At 46.5% G+C, this 16,894-nt stretch carries 5 protein-coding genes, 2 tRNA genes, 2 rRNA genes, 1 pseudogene and 1 riboswitch; of the genes and pseudogenes, 6 read left to right on the top strand and 4 right to left on the bottom strand.

From position 1 onward, the window contains the following. Positions 1 to 48 precede the first annotated feature (48 nt). The 4 genes from VIB_RS11705 to VIB_RS11690 all read left to right on the top strand — a co-directional run bounded on the left by VIB_RS11705 (position 49) and on the right by VIB_RS11690 (position 3,451). Positions 49 to 2,940 (top strand): 23S ribosomal RNA (locus tag VIB_RS11705). Positions 2,941 to 3,046: 106 nt separating this feature from the next. Further along, positions 3,047 to 3,162 (top strand): 5S ribosomal RNA (gene rrf, locus VIB_RS11700). An 86-nt stretch (positions 3,163 to 3,248) separates the two neighbouring features. Then, positions 3,249 to 3,325, top strand: a tRNA-Asp gene (locus VIB_RS11695). A 49-nt stretch (positions 3,326 to 3,374) separates the two neighbouring features. Continuing rightward, positions 3,375 to 3,451 (top strand) — tRNA-Trp (locus tag VIB_RS11690). A gap of 279 nt (positions 3,452 to 3,730) precedes the next feature. Here VIB_RS11690 and VIB_RS11685 read toward each other — a convergent pair. Further along, positions 3,731 to 5,017 (bottom strand): cation:proton antiporter, encoded by a 1,287-nt coding sequence (locus tag VIB_RS11685; RefSeq protein ID WP_004396122.1) that lies wholly within the window; start codon positions 5,015 to 5,017, stop codon positions 3,731 to 3,733. Positions 5,018 to 5,209: 192 nt separating this feature from the next. On the opposite strand from VIB_RS11685, the gene metH reads away from it, so the two are divergent. Then, on the top strand, positions 5,210 to 8,890 hold the full coding sequence (metH, locus tag VIB_RS11680) for a methionine synthase (protein WP_040904717.1): 3,681 nt from the start codon (positions 5,210 to 5,212) through the stop codon (positions 8,888 to 8,890). 53 nt (positions 8,891 to 8,943) lie between these two features. On the opposite strand, the gene lysC is transcribed toward metH, so the two are convergent. Next, the gene (lysC, locus tag VIB_RS11675; RefSeq protein WP_004396120.1) at positions 8,944 to 10,293 is read right to left on the bottom strand and encodes a lysine-sensitive aspartokinase 3; all 1,350 of its coding nucleotides are present in this window, start codon (positions 10,291 to 10,293) and stop codon (positions 8,944 to 8,946) included. Positions 10,294 to 10,403: 110 nt separating this feature from the next. Continuing rightward, a riboswitch (Lysine riboswitch) is annotated at positions 10,404 to 10,580 on the bottom strand. Between the two features lie 228 nt (positions 10,581 to 10,808). Between lysC and VIB_RS11670 the strand changes: the two genes are divergently transcribed. Beyond that, entirely contained in the window at positions 10,809 to 11,936 is a 1,128-nt protein-coding gene (locus tag VIB_RS11670) for a pyridoxal-phosphate-dependent aminotransferase family protein (protein WP_004396119.1), read from the top strand. Between the two features lie 136 nt (positions 11,937 to 12,072). Here the strand turns inward: VIB_RS11670 and VIB_RS11665 are convergent. Beyond that, positions 12,073 to 13,829 (bottom strand): annotated as a pseudogene (locus VIB_RS11665) (PglL family O-oligosaccharyltransferase). A gap of 108 nt (positions 13,830 to 13,937) precedes the next feature. Continuing rightward, on the bottom strand, positions 13,938 to 16,763 hold the full coding sequence (gene uvrA, locus VIB_RS11660) for an excinuclease ABC subunit UvrA (RefSeq protein ID WP_040904715.1): 2,826 nt from the start codon (positions 16,761 to 16,763) through the stop codon (positions 13,938 to 13,940). Positions 16,764 to 16,894 lie beyond the last annotated feature (131 nt).

The following is a 16,894-nucleotide window of genomic DNA, read 5'->3' as shown; positions in this document are numbered from 1 at the left end:
TTTTCACTTTCGTGAAAGCAAGAAGCCAAAGACCCTTTGGGGTTGTATGGTTAAGTGACTAAGCGTACACGGTGGATGCCTAGGCAGTCAGAGGCGATGAAGGACGTATTAACTTGCGATAAGCGTAGATGAGGCAGTAAAAGCCACTCGAGTCTACGATTTCCGAATGGGGAAACCCAAGTGCATAAGCACTTATCGCTGCGTGAATACATAGCGCAGCGAGGCAAACCGGGGGAACTGAAACATCTAAGTACCCCGAGGAGAAGAAATCAACCGAGATTCCGAAAGTAGCGGCGAGCGAAATTGGATTAGCCCTTAAGCTTTATTGGTGTCAGGCGAAGTGCTCTGGAAAGGCACGCGATACCGGGTGATAGCCCCGTAGCCGTTAACGCCAGTAAAGTGAAATCGAGTAGGGCGGGACACGTGATATCCTGTCTGAATATGGGGGGACCATCCTCCAAGGCTAAATACTCCTGACTGACCGATAGTGAACCAGTACCGTGAGGGAAAGGCGAAAAGAACCCCTGTGAGGGGAGTGAAATAGAACCTGAAACCGTGTACGTACAAGCAGTAGGAGCCTCTTTAATGGGGTGACTGCGTACCTTTTGTATAATGGGTCAGCGACTTATATTCAGTGGCAAGGTTAACCAAATAGGGGAGCCGTAGGGAAACCGAGTCTTAACTGGGCGTTCAGTCTCTGGATATAGACCCGAAACCGGGTGATCTAGCCATGGGCAGGTTGAAGGTTGAGTAACATCAACTGGAGGACCGAACCGACTAATGTTGAAAAATTAGCGGATGACTTGTGGCTAGGGGTGAAAGGCCAATCAAACTCGGAGATAGCTGGTTCTCCCCGAAAGCTATTTAGGTAGCGCCTCGGACGAATACTACTGGGGGTAGAGCACTGTTAAGGCTAGGGGGTCATCCCGACTTACCAACCCTTTGCAAACTCCGAATACCAGTAAGTACTATCCGGGAGACACACGGCGGGTGCTAACGTCCGTCGTGAAGAGGGAAACAACCCAGACCGCCAGCTAAGGTCCCAAAGTATTGCTAAGTGGGAAACGATGTGGGAAGGCTTAGACAGCTAGGATGTTGGCTTAGAAGCAGCCATCATTTAAAGAAAGCGTAATAGCTCACTAGTCGAGTCGGCCTGCGCGGAAGATGTAACGGGGCTAAGCAATACACCGAAGCTGCGGCAATGCGATTTATCGTATTGGGTAGGGGAGCGTTCTGTAAGCCGTTGAAGGTGAACTGTAAGGTTTGCTGGAGGTATCAGAAGTGCGAATGCTGACATGAGTAACGACAAGGGGGGTGAAAAACCTCCCCGCCGGAAGACCAAGGGTTCCTGTCCAACGTTAATCGGGGCAGGGTAAGTCGACCCCTAAGGCGAGGCCGAAAGGCGTAGTCGATGGGAAACGGGTTAATATTCCCGTACTTCTTATGAATGCGATGGGGGGACGGAGAAGGCTAGGTGGGCCAGGCGACGGTTGTCCAGGTTCAAGTGCGTAGGCTAAGAGACTAGGTAAATCCGGTTTCTTGTTAGGCTGAGACACGACGTCGAGCTGCTACGGCAGTGAAGTCATTGATGCCCTGCTTCCAGGAAAAGCCTCTAAGCTTCAGTTCATAAGAAATCGTACCCCAAACCGACACAGGTGGTCGGGTAGAGAATACCAAGGCGCTTGAGAGAACTCGGGTGAAGGAACTAGGCAAAATGGTACCGTAACTTCGGGAGAAGGTACGCTCTTGACGGTGAAGTCCCTTGCGGATGGAGCTATTGAGAGTCGCAGATACCAGGTGGCTGCAACTGTTTATTAAAAACACAGCACTGTGCAAAATCGCAAGATGACGTATACGGTGTGACGCCTGCCCGGTGCCGGAAGGTTAATTGATGGGGTTAGACGCAAGTCGAAGCTCTTGATCGAAGCCCCGGTAAACGGCGGCCGTAACTATAACGGTCCTAAGGTAGCGAAATTCCTTGTCGGGTAAGTTCCGACCTGCACGAATGGCGTAATGATGGCCACGCTGTCTCCACCCGAGACTCAGTGAAATTGAAATCGCTGTGAAGATGCAGTGTACCCGCGGCTAGACGGAAAGACCCCGTGAACCTTTACTACAGCTTGGCACTGAACATTGAACCTACATGTGTAGGATAGGTGGGAGACTTTGAAGCGCAGACGCTAGTTTGCGTGGAGTCAACCTTGAAATACCACCCTTGTAGTTTTGATGTTCTAACGTTGGCCCCTAATCGGGGTTGCGGACAGTGCCTGGTGGGTAGTTTGACTGGGGCGGTCTCCTCCCAAAGAGTAACGGAGGAGCACGAAGGTGGGCTAATCACGGTTGGACATCGTGAGGTTAGTGCAATGGCATAAGCCCGCTTAACTGCGAGAATGACGGTTCGAGCAGGTGCGAAAGCAGGTCATAGTGATCCGGTGGTTCTGAATGGAAGGGCCATCGCTCAACGGATAAAAGGTACTCCGGGGATAACAGGCTGATACCGCCCAAGAGTTCATATCGACGGCGGTGTTTGGCACCTCGATGTCGGCTCATCACATCCTGGGGCTGAAGTCGGTCCCAAGGGTATGGCTGTTCGCCATTTAAAGTGGTACGCGAGCTGGGTTTAGAACGTCGTGAGACAGTTCGGTCCCTATCTGCCGTGGGCGTTGGAGAATTGAAGGGGGCTGCTCCTAGTACGAGAGGACCGGAGTGGACGAACCTCTGGTGTTCGGGTTGTCACGCCAGTGGCATTGCCCGGTAGCTAAGTTCGGAATTGATAAGCGCTGAAAGCATCTAAGCGCGAAGCGAGCCCTGAGATGAGTTCTCCCTGGCACTATAAGTGTCCTAAAGGGTTGTTCGAGACTAGAACGTTGATAGGCAGGGTGTGTAAGCGCTGTGAGGCGTTGAGCTAACCTGTACTAATTGCCCGTGAGGCTTAACCATACAACACCCAAGGGGTTTTGGTGGACTCAAAGAAGTGCATTGAATGTGTAGAGAACGAAAAACAGCTTTCCAGATTATTCTCTAGAGATTAGAGAAACAAATTTTGCTTGGCGACCATAGCGTTTTGGACCCACCTGACTCCATGCCGAACTCAGAAGTGAAACGAAACAGCGTCGATGGTAGTGTGGGGTCTCCCCATGTGAGAGTAGAACATCGCCAGGCTTTAATCGTGGTTTTTAGACTTAAGGTCTGAAGACACAAACTCAATAAAGCAGCTAATCAGACTTTATCGAGTAACAAGACAATGTGGAGCGGTAGTTCAGTTGGTTAGAATACCGGCCTGTCACGCCGGGGGTCGCGGGTTCGAGTCCCGTCCGCTCCGCCACTGATAAAGAGCTTTGCTAAACGGCAAGGCTTTAGTTGTAAGATTATTTAGGGGTGTAGCTCCAATTGGTAGAGCAGCGGATTCCAAATCCGCGTGTTGGGAGTTCGAATCTCTCCACCCCTGCCAGATTCAAAAGGTCTTAGTCGCTTGACTAAGACCTTTTTTGATCTAAGAGCCATATCTTTGTTGTTAGCTTGGTTGGTTCCGAAGCTGAGTATTCTACTGCTCCCTGATAAATGCTGGTATTGAGCGTCATCATCTCTTTAAAAAAATTAAGCCTTAACTAACGTTAGGGCTTAATTTTTTGGCTATTTGCCTTATTCGAACACAAAGATTGATATCTGAAAGTGGAAAATAAGGCAAAAAATAGCCCTATAGTATTCGCTTTATAGGGCTATTTTCATCTCAGTCTTTAGTATTGTCTGGCTCGGCCTGCTTCGCTTTTTCAATCATTGGAGTAATGGTAGAACCTTGCACTAAGATGGAAAACACAACTACAGCATAGGTCATTACCATTACCAATTCTTTCACATCAATTAATTTATCTGGAATGACCATTACCCCGGCGGGGATAGAGAGCGCCATGGCTAACGCCAATCCACCTCGTAATCCTCCCCAAGTCAGAATTCTCACTGACCATGGGTTGTAATGACGAAAGCGTTTAAAGCCCAAATAAGATACCCACACACTCAGATAGCGTGCACATAATACAAGTGGAATGGCAAATGCCATTAGAATCCAATCTTCTTGATGAAATTCAAACAGCAACATTGACATACCGATCAACAAAAATAGTACACCATTTAAAAATTCATCTACGAGCTCCCAGAAATGATCTAGGTGTTCTTCACTCTCTTTAGAAAACCCAATGAAGCGAGTCCAGTTACCGATCATAATGCCAGAGACCACCATCGCTAAGGGACCGGAGACATGGATGACATCAGCAAAAACATACCCTGCTGTTGGGATACCGATAGTGAGTAAGAGCTCCATAGAATGGTCATCAGTAGCACTGATCAAGTAATGAAAGAGTAGGCCAAGTAAAAAGCCGTAAGCAATTCCGCCTAATGCTTCTTGAGCAAACAGTACAGTAACACTGCCAATCGTTGGTGTTTCATGACCAAAAGCGATCGTGAATAGCGTGACAAAAATAACCAATCCGAAGCCGTCATTGAATAACGATTCTCCTTCAATTTGGGTCGAAATACGCTTGGGTGCATTGAGTTTTTTTACAATCGCAAGCACGGCAATCGGGTCCGTGGGGGAGATAAGGGAGCCAAATAGTAAACAATAAATCAGGTCAAGTTGAATACCAATAAACTGACAAAAGGCATATAACACTAGGCCGATGAAGAAGGTAGAGAAGAGTGTTGCTCCTAGAGCAAGTACGGTAATCTCCCACTTTTGTTCTTTTAGATTAGGTAGTTTGATCCCCAAGCCACCTGCAAATAGTAGAAACCCTAATATGCCTTTTAACAAAAAGCTTTCAAAATTAATTCTCGTCACGGTATCAGTGGCAATTTGTGCGAGATAAAACCAATCATTTTGTCCAGCAATGATGATTAATATCGAAAGCATCATTGAACCAGCGGTAATAGCAATGGTGGTTTGCATCTTGATTATTTTACTGTTGATAAAAGCAATCAGCATCGCCGCGGCAGATAAAAAGCATAGGGTGTAGTAGACCGACATTCTCTTTCTCATTATGTAACAAGGTGTGATTAAAATTTTCGTTGTATAGATAACAAATAGCAAACATTTTCTAACAATTAGGTTTTGTTAATCGCAGGATTTTCGGTGTCATTAATCTGTTTTTTAGACGTCTAGATTTCTAACTAAACTGTGATAGGATGAGGAATAAATACAAGGGAGTGAGGTTTTACAGTGGGAAGTCAGGTATCCAAGCAAATTGAGCAGCAACTCAAACACAGAATTTTACTGATTGATGGTGGCATGGGCACCATGATTCAGAGTTATCAGTTACAAGAGCAAGACTACCGAGGTAACAGGTTTGCTGATTGGCATTGTGACCTTAAAGGTAATAATGATCTCTTGGTTCTATCTCAACCATCATTGATCAAAGAGATCCATCATGCTTATTTAGCCGCTGGCGCTGATATTTTAGAAACGAATACTTTCAACTCGACCACCATTGCGATGGCTGATTACGATATGCAGTCATTAAGCGCAGAAATTAATTATGTTGCTGCGCAACTAGCACGACAAGTTGCTGATGAATGGACTGAAAAAACGCCCGATAAACCACGCTATGTTGCGGGTGTACTCGGTCCGACCAACCGGACTTGTTCGATCTCCCCCGATGTGAATGATCCCGGTTACCGCAATGTCAGCTTTGATCAACTGGTTGACGCCTATTCAGAATCTACTCGTGCGTTGATTGAAGGCGGGTGCGATCTGATCATGATTGAAACGGTATTTGATACGCTTAATGCGAAAGCCTGTGCTTTTGCGGTTGATTGTATCTTTGATGAATTAGGTTACGCATTACCTGTGATGATCTCAGGCACGATCACCGATGCGTCCGGAAGAACCCTTTCAGGCCAGACAACGGAAGCCTTCTATCATTCTTTGCGCCATGTTCGACCACTCTCTTTCGGTCTTAACTGTGCGCTTGGCCCAGATGAGCTGCGCCCATACGTCGCTGAATTATCGAGAATATCAGAAAGCTATGTCTCTGCTCATCCTAATGCGGGCTTACCGAATGCGTTTGGTGACTATGATCTCGGTCCAGAAGAGATGGCTGAGCATATTGCTGAATGGGCACAAGCCGGATTCTTGAATCTGGTTGGCGGTTGCTGTGGTACGACGCCAGAGCACATTGCTGCGATGGCTAAAGCGGTCGAGGGCGTGGTACCTCGTCGTTTACCTGAGCTTAACGTTGCTTGTCGTCTCTCTGGCTTAGAGCCACTCACAATTGCCAAGGGAACGTTGTTTGTTAATGTTGGTGAGCGGACTAATGTCACCGGCTCTGCACGCTTCAAACGCTTGATTCGTGAAGAGCTTTACGATGAAGCGTTAGACGTAGCCCGTGAACAAGTGGCTAATGGCGCACAAATCATCGATATCAATATGGATGAAGGCATGCTCGATGCCAAAGCCTGTATGGTGCGTTTTTTACAGTTATGTGCTTCCGAACCAGAGATTTCTAAAGTACCGATCATGGTTGACTCGTCGAAGTGGGAAGTCATTGAAGCGGGGTTAAAGTGCATTCAAGGTAAAGGAATTGTTAACTCGATCTCTTTAAAAGAAGGTAAAGCGAAATTTATTGAACAAGCAAAGCTGGTTCGCCGTTATGGCGCGGCCGTGATTGTGATGGCATTTGATGAAGTGGGTCAAGCGGATACCCGCGAGCGTAAAGTAGCGATCTGCAGCAATGCGTATCGAATCTTAGTCGATGAAGTCGGTTTTCCACCGGAAGATATTATCTTTGATCCCAATATTTTTGCGATTGCCACAGGGATTGATGAACACAATAACTATGCGGTCGATTTTATTGAAGCGATTGCAGATATCAAGCGTGACTTACCTTATGCGATGATTTCCGGTGGGGTATCTAACGTTTCTTTTTCATTTCGAGGTAATAACTACGTTCGAGAGGCGATTCATGCCGTATTCCTCTATCACTGTTTTAAGCACGGTATGGACATGGGGATCGTTAACGCAGGTCAGTTGGAAATTTATGACAATGTGCCAGTCAGTTTGCGTGAAGCAGTAGAAGATGTGGTCTTAAATCGCCGACCTGATGCCACAGAGCGCTTACTTGAGATGGCAGAGCAGTACCGTGACAATGCGGTTGGTAAAGTTGACGATCCGGCCTTACTCGAGTGGCGTAGTTGGCCAGTAGCAAAGCGTTTAGAGCATGCTTTGGTGAAAGGAATTACTGAATTTATTATTGAAGATACCGAAGACGCTCGCCAGCAGTCCTCAAGACCATTGGATGTGATTGAAGGACCGTTGATGGATGGCATGAACGTTGTTGGTGACTTATTTGGTGAAGGTAAAATGTTTTTACCGCAAGTGGTTAAATCGGCGCGAGTGATGAAACAGGCGGTGGCTTATCTTGAGCCGTATATTAATGCGCTCAAACAGGCCAGCTCTGCTAATGGAAAAATTTTACTCGCTACGGTGAAAGGGGATGTACACGATATCGGTAAAAATATTGTTGGTGTGGTACTGCAGTGCAATAACTACGAAATAATTGATCTGGGTGTGATGGTACCGTGTGAACAAATCCTGAAAGTCGCCAAAGAGCAGCAAGTGGATATTATCGGTTTATCCGGTTTGATTACCCCTTCACTAGATGAAATGGTCCATGTTGCGAAAGAGATGGAGAGACAGGGATTCAATCTGCCGTTGTTGATTGGGGGGGCAACAACGTCTAAGGCGCATACCGCGGTCAAAATTGAACAAAATTATCGTCATCCTGTCGTCTATGTGAATAACGCGTCACGCGCGGTTGGAGTGTGCAGTGCTTTGTTGTCGGATGAATTACGGCCCGCATTTGTTGAAAAGTTGGATCTCGATTATCAACGTACCAGAGAGCAGCATGCGCGCAAAACGCCGAAGACACGGCCCATCAGTTTAGATAAAGCGCGTGCTAATAAAGTCGCTATTGATTGGCAAACCTATACACCGCCAACGCCAGCTAAACCTGGTATCCATGTCTTTGATAACTGCTCAATTGCCGTATTACGCCAGTATATCGATTGGACCCCTTTCTTTATGACGTGGTCTTTGATGGGTAAATACCCAGCCATTTTGCAGCACGAAGAAGTCGGTGAAGAAGCGCAGCGTTTATTTCACGATGCTAATACACTCTTAGATAGGGTGGAGCGAGAAGGATTACTGCAAGCGAAAGGTATTTGTGGTTTGTTTCCTGCTGCTAGTGTGGGCGATGATATTGAGGTCTATGCCGATGAAACACGCACTGAGGTTGTGCATGTTTTACACCATTTACGCCAACAGACTGAAAAACCGAAAGGGGCGAACTATTGTCTTGCCGATTACATTGCTCCGAAATCGTCAGCTAAGCGAGATTGGATTGGCGCTTTTGCCGTGACGGGTGGGATTGGAGAAAGGGAGCTTGCCGATGCCTATAAAGCACAAGGGGATGATTATAATGCGATCATGATTCAAGCGGTGGCGGATCGTTTAGCGGAAGCCTTTGCTGAGTACTTACATGATCGAGTGCGTAAAGAAATCTGGGGCTATGCGGTAGAGGAAGATCTGGCTTGTGATGATTTGATCCGCGAAAAGTATCAGGGGATTCGCCCGGCACCCGGTTATCCGGCTTGTCCTGAGCACACTGAAAAAGGCACGCTATGGCAATTGCTATCGGTTGAAGAAAATATAGGCATGTCGTTAACCAGTAGTTACGCGATGTGGCCGGGATCATCGGTCTCGGGATGGTATTTTTCTCATCCAGATTCACGCTATTTTGCCATAGCTCAGATCCAAGAAGATCAAGTTCAAAGTTATGCTGAGCGTAAAGGCTGGGATAAATTAACCGCCGAAAAGTGGCTTGGCCCCAATATTAACGGTTAACACTTCAAGCTCGGCAGGTCGCATCATGACGACCTGCCTGTTTGAGTTTAGTGTTATTCAAATAACTCTTGATGCAGCTTTTGAATGACCGATTTAGAGACGTGGCTATTGACTAAAAAGCAGAGATTATGGGCGCTGGCACCATAACAAATCATACGTAGATTAAATTCATCCAACACACCGAAGACCTGTTTGGCGTAGCCGGGTCTATCTTTCATCTTATTACCAATCAGCGCAACTAAGCAGAGATCGTGTTCGACTTCTACCGTACATAACGCTTCTAACTCTTGGCGAACGTGCTGCGGTAATTCTGGATTTCCGCCCGATGTATCGGTTTTATCTAAGGTTAGCGATACGCTAATTTCTGAAGTCGTGATCAGATCAACGGAAATCTTATGTTTTGCCAAAATCTCAAACACTTTGGCTAAAAAACCATAAGCATGAAACATGTTAGCACTGCGTAGCGTTACCATGGTTTGATTACAGCGCAGTGCAAGGGCTCGAAACAGCGGGGTACTGTCGACCTGTTGGCGGATCCAAGTGCCTCCCTCTTGTGGTGCTTTGGACGAGCCCACAAAAACAGGAATACCATGACGAATCGCAGGTACTAGTGTTGAAGGGTGAAGAATTTTAGCACCAAAATTGGCCATTTCTGATGCTTCACTAAAACTGATTTCGGAAATTGGAGCGGCTTTGGCAACAATCCGTGGATCGGTGGTGTAAATACCCGGTACATCGGTCCAAATTTCTAGGCCACAGGCTTGCATTGCTTCGGCAAATAATGCCGCTGAATAATCACTGCCTCCTCGACCAAGGGTCGTGGTATTACCTTCTTGATCGGCACCAATAAAACCTTGAGTAATCACGACGTGTTGTTGGCACAGTGGGTGTAATTTTTCAGTCACTAAAGATTGTACGGCGGCCAGCTGTGGTTCGGCTCGGCCATAGTGATCATCAGTACGCATCACTTGACGAGCATCAAAGCGTACGGCATCGACGCCACGTTCACGAAGGATTTGGGTAAGTAAATAAGTGGACATTAACTCGCCACAAGCCACAAGATGGTCGGTTAACTTTTTACTGACTTCAAACGCGGCGGCCTCTGCGGCTCGGCGTACCGTGTCTAAAATGGTTTCTATCTCAGCGCTGACCGTTTGCGGTGCGGTTAAAGACTCGATAATCGTGTAGTGAATATCCGCTAATTGCTGAATAATCATCGCTCGCTGTTGGCTCTCTTGTACTCCGTTTGCCAATTCAACCAGTAGATTGGTTACTCCTGAACAGGCACTGATCACCACTAACTTCGTCGTCGGATTATTTTCGATGATCGCGGCACAGCCGCTCATCGCTTGAAAATTAGCAACACTTGTTCCGCCAAATTTAGCGACATTGAATGCGTTCACAGTATGTCTCCCAAGACTTCCTATAAATAAAAAATAGTTGGTAATCCAACGTCCAATGTTTTGAAGAGTGTGAACTGAGAGCAAATAAAGAGGGATAACGGTTAAGCGATGTCCTCAGAAGCTCTTCACCAGTCTCGTCTGATGACAGTCACAGGGATTCAGCCCATGCAACCGGTAAATCAAAGCCTCACCTTTGTTTTACCTCGGCACTGCTCCCCATGGATCGTTTGTATTGGAGTTGAGGCTCCACAAATGATCTGCCTGGGCAGTGCTCCTCTTCTGCTATACCGTCAAGATTTAACGTGGTGTTGTTAGGTTTCGTCTCTTCGGTATAGATAGCGCATTCATTGAACGGTTTTGTTTCATTAATGTCAATTGCAAATGTTGCTACTAATGCAAATAAAAATGATCAGAATGTGAAAGTGGTTGGACCCCTAGACTTCGGTCGGATTGTGGTGGGAGATAATTTGCATTAACCTCAACCATTCACGCCATCGAAAAAGCAAGGAGCAATTATGGCTATTAGCAGTTTTATTCCACCTCGTCGGATCTTGATGGGGCCTGGACCTTCAGATATTTCACCGCAAGTATTACAGGCTTTAAGCCGACCGACCGTTGGTCATCTTGATCCATTATTTATTCGCATGATGGATGAACTGAAACAGTTACTACAATATGCTTTTCAAACCCAAAACGAATTCACGATTGCGGTTTCAGCACCAGGGAGTGCGGGTATGGAGGCCTGTTTTGTCAATTTGGTCGAACCTGGTGACAAAGTGATTGTCTGTCGTAATGGGGTGTTTGGGGAGCGAATGCGAGAAAATGCCGTTCGCTGTGGCGGACAAGTGGTTGTGATTGATGATGAATGGGGAAAGCCAGTTTCAATCGAAAAAGTAGCCGCTACGTTAGCTGAACATAGCGATGCGAAAATTTTGGCTTTTGTACATGCCGAGACCTCAACGGGTGCTTGCAGTGATGCGCAAGCCCTCAGTCAATTAGCAAAACAGTATGGCATGTTGACAATCGTGGATGCCGTGACATCGCTTGGTGGTGTACCGCTATTGGTCGATGAGTGGCAACTGGATGCGGTGTATTCTGGAAGTCAGAAATGCCTATCTTGTGTGCCCGGTTTATCACCATTAACTTTTTCTCCCGCTGCGATTGATAAAATACACGCGCGTACCACACCGATTCAAAGTTGGTTCCTAGACCAAAGCTTAGTCCTCGGGTATTGGAGTGGGGCAAGCAAACGCAGTTACCACCATACGGCTCCTGTGAATAGCTTGTACGCTTTACACGAAGCGTTACTGCTACTGCAACAAGAGGGACTAGACAACGCGTGGGATCGCCATCGCCGAATGCACAATATATTGAAACAAGGTTTAGAGGCGCTGGGATTAACCTTTGTGGTTGATGAAGCCAGTCGTCTACCGCAACTGAATACGGTGTATATTCCTCAAGGCGTAGATGATGCAGCCCTGCGTGACTATTTGCTTAATCATTACAACTTAGAGATAGGTGCTGGATTAGGATCATTAGCAGGCAAAGCATGGCGAATTGGGTTGATGGGATACGCGGCGCGCCCAGAAAACATCGCCTTATGTCTGAAAGCGTTGCAAGACGGACTTGCCTTACAGCGATAACGCCGTATCGATGACGTGTTAAACGGCGGTATTCCCCTAATTCATTGATGAATGTTTATTGTCTGGTTAGGGGATTCTTAGCCTCTTTTGACGACACGTGTTGTTGGAAAGGCGTATCGTTGCTGGTTAAGCATCATCACTCACTAGACGCCGGAACGATGGTGCTGTCCGATGACGGAAAAGAAGAACTCGGCGGCGTGAAATCGAGCGTCGGGAAGAGGAACTCCGCTTCTGAACGGATTTGCGCCGCTCGGCTCTCATCGCCTAAGCCAAGATGAGGTTACGATAAAAAGCGGGTCTTGGTTTATGCTGAATAACCGATAATGACCAATCGATATAAGGCTGGATGTAGTCAGTTCGTTGCTGATGCAAGCCTAGATTGAGGTAGGTGCTGTAAATATTCCAGTCGAAACGATCTCGCCATACCAATGGATTGGTGACCTTATGTAAAATATCAGGATTGGGTGGATTCGATTTTTCGAATTGAGTAAGCACATAATTACTGTGCAGTGACGTTAACATATATAGGCTAGTGATAATCGGTAGCACTAAGCTCAGGATGCGTAGTAATGAACCACTGAGATGGCTAAAAGAGAAGGTGCGATATCGGGTAACTCGCTGATCAATCCAATACAGCAGAACGATAAAGCTAATCCAGTGAATGGCTGAATGATAAAACGGGTACTCCAATTGACTATGCACAACAATCGGCACGAGAAGTGCAAGCATAGCGAGGCGAGTCCCTTTTTTCGCTGTCCGGATTTTCAGTAATACAAACCCAGCAGCAATCGCAATTCCCAGTAGGGGTAATAGTCCGCCTTCGACGCCCCAAAAAAGCAGTTCATTATGTGGATGATCCATAGCAGGTAATCCTGCAGGATAATTAGGGTTCAGTTGATGTTGGCGGGCAGTGTACAGCAAATATTCGGTTTCAAAATTCCCATAGCCATAACCGGTAAACGGCTTTTCAATCAACATGTCTACGGTTTGTGGAAAGGTATAGCGTCTTGGGCTATCAAGGTCCGCTTTACTGGTCACCATATCGCTGGTGCTCTGGCTGTACATGGCCACAAACCCCAGTAACACACCGCTAAGACTGGCGCTGATCCAGTAAACCAATCGGCGACGCGGAGCAAAACGATAAAGATAAGGTAAAATCATCATCGTTCCTAACACGGCAGATAACCAGCCAGTACGTGACGCTAACACGACTAACAAAGGCAGAGTTAGCAGCGGTGTAAGATAGAGCAGACCAATTTCAAACAGTTTGGTGTCATATTTTTTAGGTTGGCGAGCCAATAAATAGCCTGATACGATCAATCCCGTTGCCATAAAACTCGCCATCACATTCGGTTGTTGGAAAATACCGTAGGGACGATTAGCTAACGTATTATAACCAAACCAGTTATTGGGGCTTAACAGTAAGTATTGATACAGCCCAAATGATGCCTGAATAAGAACCGCCAGCAAGATATACCATAGTAAGCGCTGTTTATGCTTATTGCTCAAATAGAACTGTTGTAAGCAGATGAACAGCGCTAAGCCAGCCCATAACCCCGTTAACCGTCCGATAGCACCAGTGAGATAAGCGTTTCCATACAAGAGTGGTGTGCTTAAAATGCAGCAACTGACAAAAAACACGACCGTTAATTTTGAATAACGCAGGCTTTGGTTGAGGGTAATTTGATACCAACCGATGGCGATGGTGATACTGACGGCTATCCATGTCGTGGGGTTAAACGATAAGGCTAATCCTGCACCACCTGGATTAGGCATAAAGAAATGCATCGCAAGCAAATAAACAGCGCCAAGGGCAATCAGGAAAGCCTTATTTAAAGGGGCTTTTGGAACAGTCGGTTGCAGTTGAGTGCCGCTGAGTAGCAAAGTCGCCATAAATCTCACAATCTATTGTTGAACATCAATCCATTATTTTTTGAAACGCAACCAGTCATAAGTGACTGGTTGCGTTACTTTAGCGTTTTTTCGCGCGGCAATATAGCCTTATTGAATGAGCAGTGGTTTTAAAAAGCGAGCAGTATGTGAGCCTGCGACTTGTGCGACCTCTTCTGGGGTACCTTCGGCAATAATTAGCCCACCCCCTTGCCCACCTTCTGGACCCAAATCGACGATCCAGTCAGCCGTTTTAATCACATCAAGGTTGTGTTCGATAACGACGACGGTATTGCCGCGATCACGCAAGCGATGTAGCACGATCAGCAATTGCTGAATATCATGGAAATGGAGTCCAGTAGTCGGTTCATCAAGAATATAGAGTGTTTTACCGGTATCACGTTTGGATAACTCACGCGCAAGCTTAACGCGTTGTGCTTCACCTCCGGATAGAGTTGTGGCTGATTGGCCCAAGCGAATATAGGATAAACCGACATCGATCAGCGTTTGCAGCTTACGTGCAATCACAGGGACAGGCTCAAAAAACGCATGGGCTTCTTCGATGGTCATTTGCAATACTTCATCAATGCTTTTGCCCTTGTAATGGACTTCTAAGGTTTCACGGTTATAGCGTTTGCCCTTACATGCATCACAAGGCACATAAACATCGGGTAGGAAATGCATCTCAACTTTGATAACCCCATCTCCCTGACACGCCTCACAGCGCCCGCCACGGACGTTAAAACTGAATCGGCCGGGCTTATAACCTCGAGAACGAGATTCTTGAGTGCCAGCAAACAGCTCACGGATAGGCGTAAAAATACCAGTATAGGTCGCGGGGTTAGAGCGTGGTGTTCTACCGATTGGGCTTTGATCAATATCGATCACCTTATCAAAATGTTCAAGACCTTTAATCGCCTTATAAGGCGCTGGTGTTGCTGTCGTCGCGCCATTTAAAGCAGTATGGGCAATGCTGAAGAAAGTATCGTTGATTAACGTTGATTTACCAGAGCCAGAAACACCAGTGACGCAGGTAAAGAGCCCGACAGGCAAAGAAAGATCGACACTTTTTAGGTTATTGCCAGACGCACCAAGCAGCTCGACCGTTTTATTCGGATCACGAGGCACTCGCTGAGTCGGAATGGCAATCTTCTTGGCTCCACTGAGATATTGGCCGGTCAATGAATGTGGATTAGCGATGATCTGCTCTACATGGCCTTCAGCAACGATGGTCCCACCATGTACACCAGCACCGGGGCCGATATCAATCACATGATCCGCCATACGAATGGCATCTTCATCATGCTCGACAACCAGCACGGTATTACCTAAATCACGTAAATGAGTCAGGGTTTTCAGTAATCGTTCATTGTCTCGTTGATGTAAACCAATCGATGGTTCATCCAGTACATACATCACGCCAACCAGTCCAGCACCAATTTGACTGGCTAAGCGAATACGCTGTGCTTCACCGCCAGAGAGCGTTTCGGCACTGCGTGATAAGTTTAGATAATTGAGTCCGACGTTGACTAAAAACTGCAAACGGTCATTAATTTCTTTCATGACCTTGTCAGCAATTTGTGCTCGCTGACCTTCGAGCTGCATAGTGGCAAAAAAGTCTAAGGCGTCGGCGATACTTAACTCAACGATCTCCGGCAGAGTGGTGTTATTGATAAACACATGGCGAGATTCCAAACGTAAGCGAGTGCCGTTACAGCTGCTGCAAGGTTTGGTTGAGATGTATTTCACCAGTTCTTCACGCACGGAGTTCGATTCGGTATCACGATAGCGGCGTTCTAAATTATGCAAGATACCTTCAAAAGGATGGCGTTTAACACGAATGTCGCCGCGATCATTGATGTATTTAAACTCGATTTCACTTCGTCCTGAGCCATGTAATACAACTTCTTGAATGCGTTTGGGTAGTTGATTAAATGGGCGATGGAGATCAAAATCGTAGTGTTCTGCTAACGCATTCAGCATTTGAAAATAGTAATAGTTTTTCTGGTCCCAACCACGGATGGCACCTTGCGCTAAACTTAAATTAGCATCTTGGATCACTCGGCTTGGGTCAAAATACTGCTGCACCCCTAAACCATCACACGTTGGGCAAGCGCCTGCTGGATTATTAAATGAGAACATTCGTGGTTCTAACTCTCGCATGCTATATCCACAGTGCGGACAAGCGAAGTTAGCGGAAAATATTTGTTCTTCACCCGGTTGATCCATCGGCGCGATGACGACAATCCCTCCCGAAAGCTCTAAGGCAGTTTCGAACGATTCGGCTAAGCGTTGTTGAAGATCGCTGCGTACCTTAAACCGATCCACCACCACTTCAATGGTGTGTTTTTTATGCAGTTCTAACGTTGGTGGATCGGAAAGATCACAGGTTTCGCCGTCAATTCGGGCACGAATAAAACCTTGCGCAGCGAGATTTTCCAGCGTTTTAACGTGTTCACCTTTACGCTCTTTAATGATAGGCGCAAGCAGCATCAATTTACTGCCTTCCGGCATTTCGAGCACCTTATCGACCATCTGACTGATGGTTTGTGCCGTTAATGGGACTTGATGTTCAGGGCAACGCGGCTCGCCAACTCGTGCATAGAGTAGACGTAGATAATCATACACTTCGGTAATGGTACCGACAGTAGAGCGAGGGTTATGCGAGGTGGATTTTTGTTCAATCGAGATAGCAGGGGATAAGCCTTCAATATGATCAACATCGGGTTTCTCCATCAATGAGAGAAATTGCCGAGCATAAGCGGATAACGATTCGACATAACGACGTTGCCCCTCAGCATAAAGGGTATCGAACGCCAGCGAAGATTTCCCAGAGCCGGAAAGACCGGTGATCACAATCAGTTTGTCACGGGGAATCGTTAGATTAATGTTTTTCAGGTTGTGGGTACGCGCCCCACGTACTTCAATGTTGTCCATCCGATAAAGTCTACTGTAATACCAAGTAGGGTCAGTATTACATAGAGTGCGATTTGTGCAAATATTCACTGGATAAAAAAACAGTAAAAACGGAGCCGTTATCCAGAGGGCTCCGTCAATAAAGTGCTGAC

This window comes from Vibrio metschnikovii CIP 69.14, from assembly GCF_000176155.1.
GTDB lineage: Bacteria > Pseudomonadota > Gammaproteobacteria > Enterobacterales > Vibrionaceae > Vibrio > Vibrio metschnikovii.
Note: the sequence above shows the minus strand (reverse complement) of the source record. Positions and strands in the feature narration are given on the sequence as shown.

Excerpts from the sequence above, each read along its gene's own strand:
- VIB_RS11685 (WP_004396122.1), bottom strand. The coding sequence starts at position 5,017 with ATGTCGGTCTACTACACCCTATGCTTTTTATCTGCCGCGGCGATGCTG.
- VIB_RS11670 (WP_004396119.1), top strand. The coding sequence starts at position 10,809 with ATGGCTATTAGCAGTTTTATTCCACCTCGTCGGATCTTGATGGGGCCT.
- uvrA (WP_040904715.1), bottom strand. The coding sequence starts at position 16,763 with ATGGACAACATTGAAGTACGTGGGGCGCGTACCCACAACCTGAAAAAC.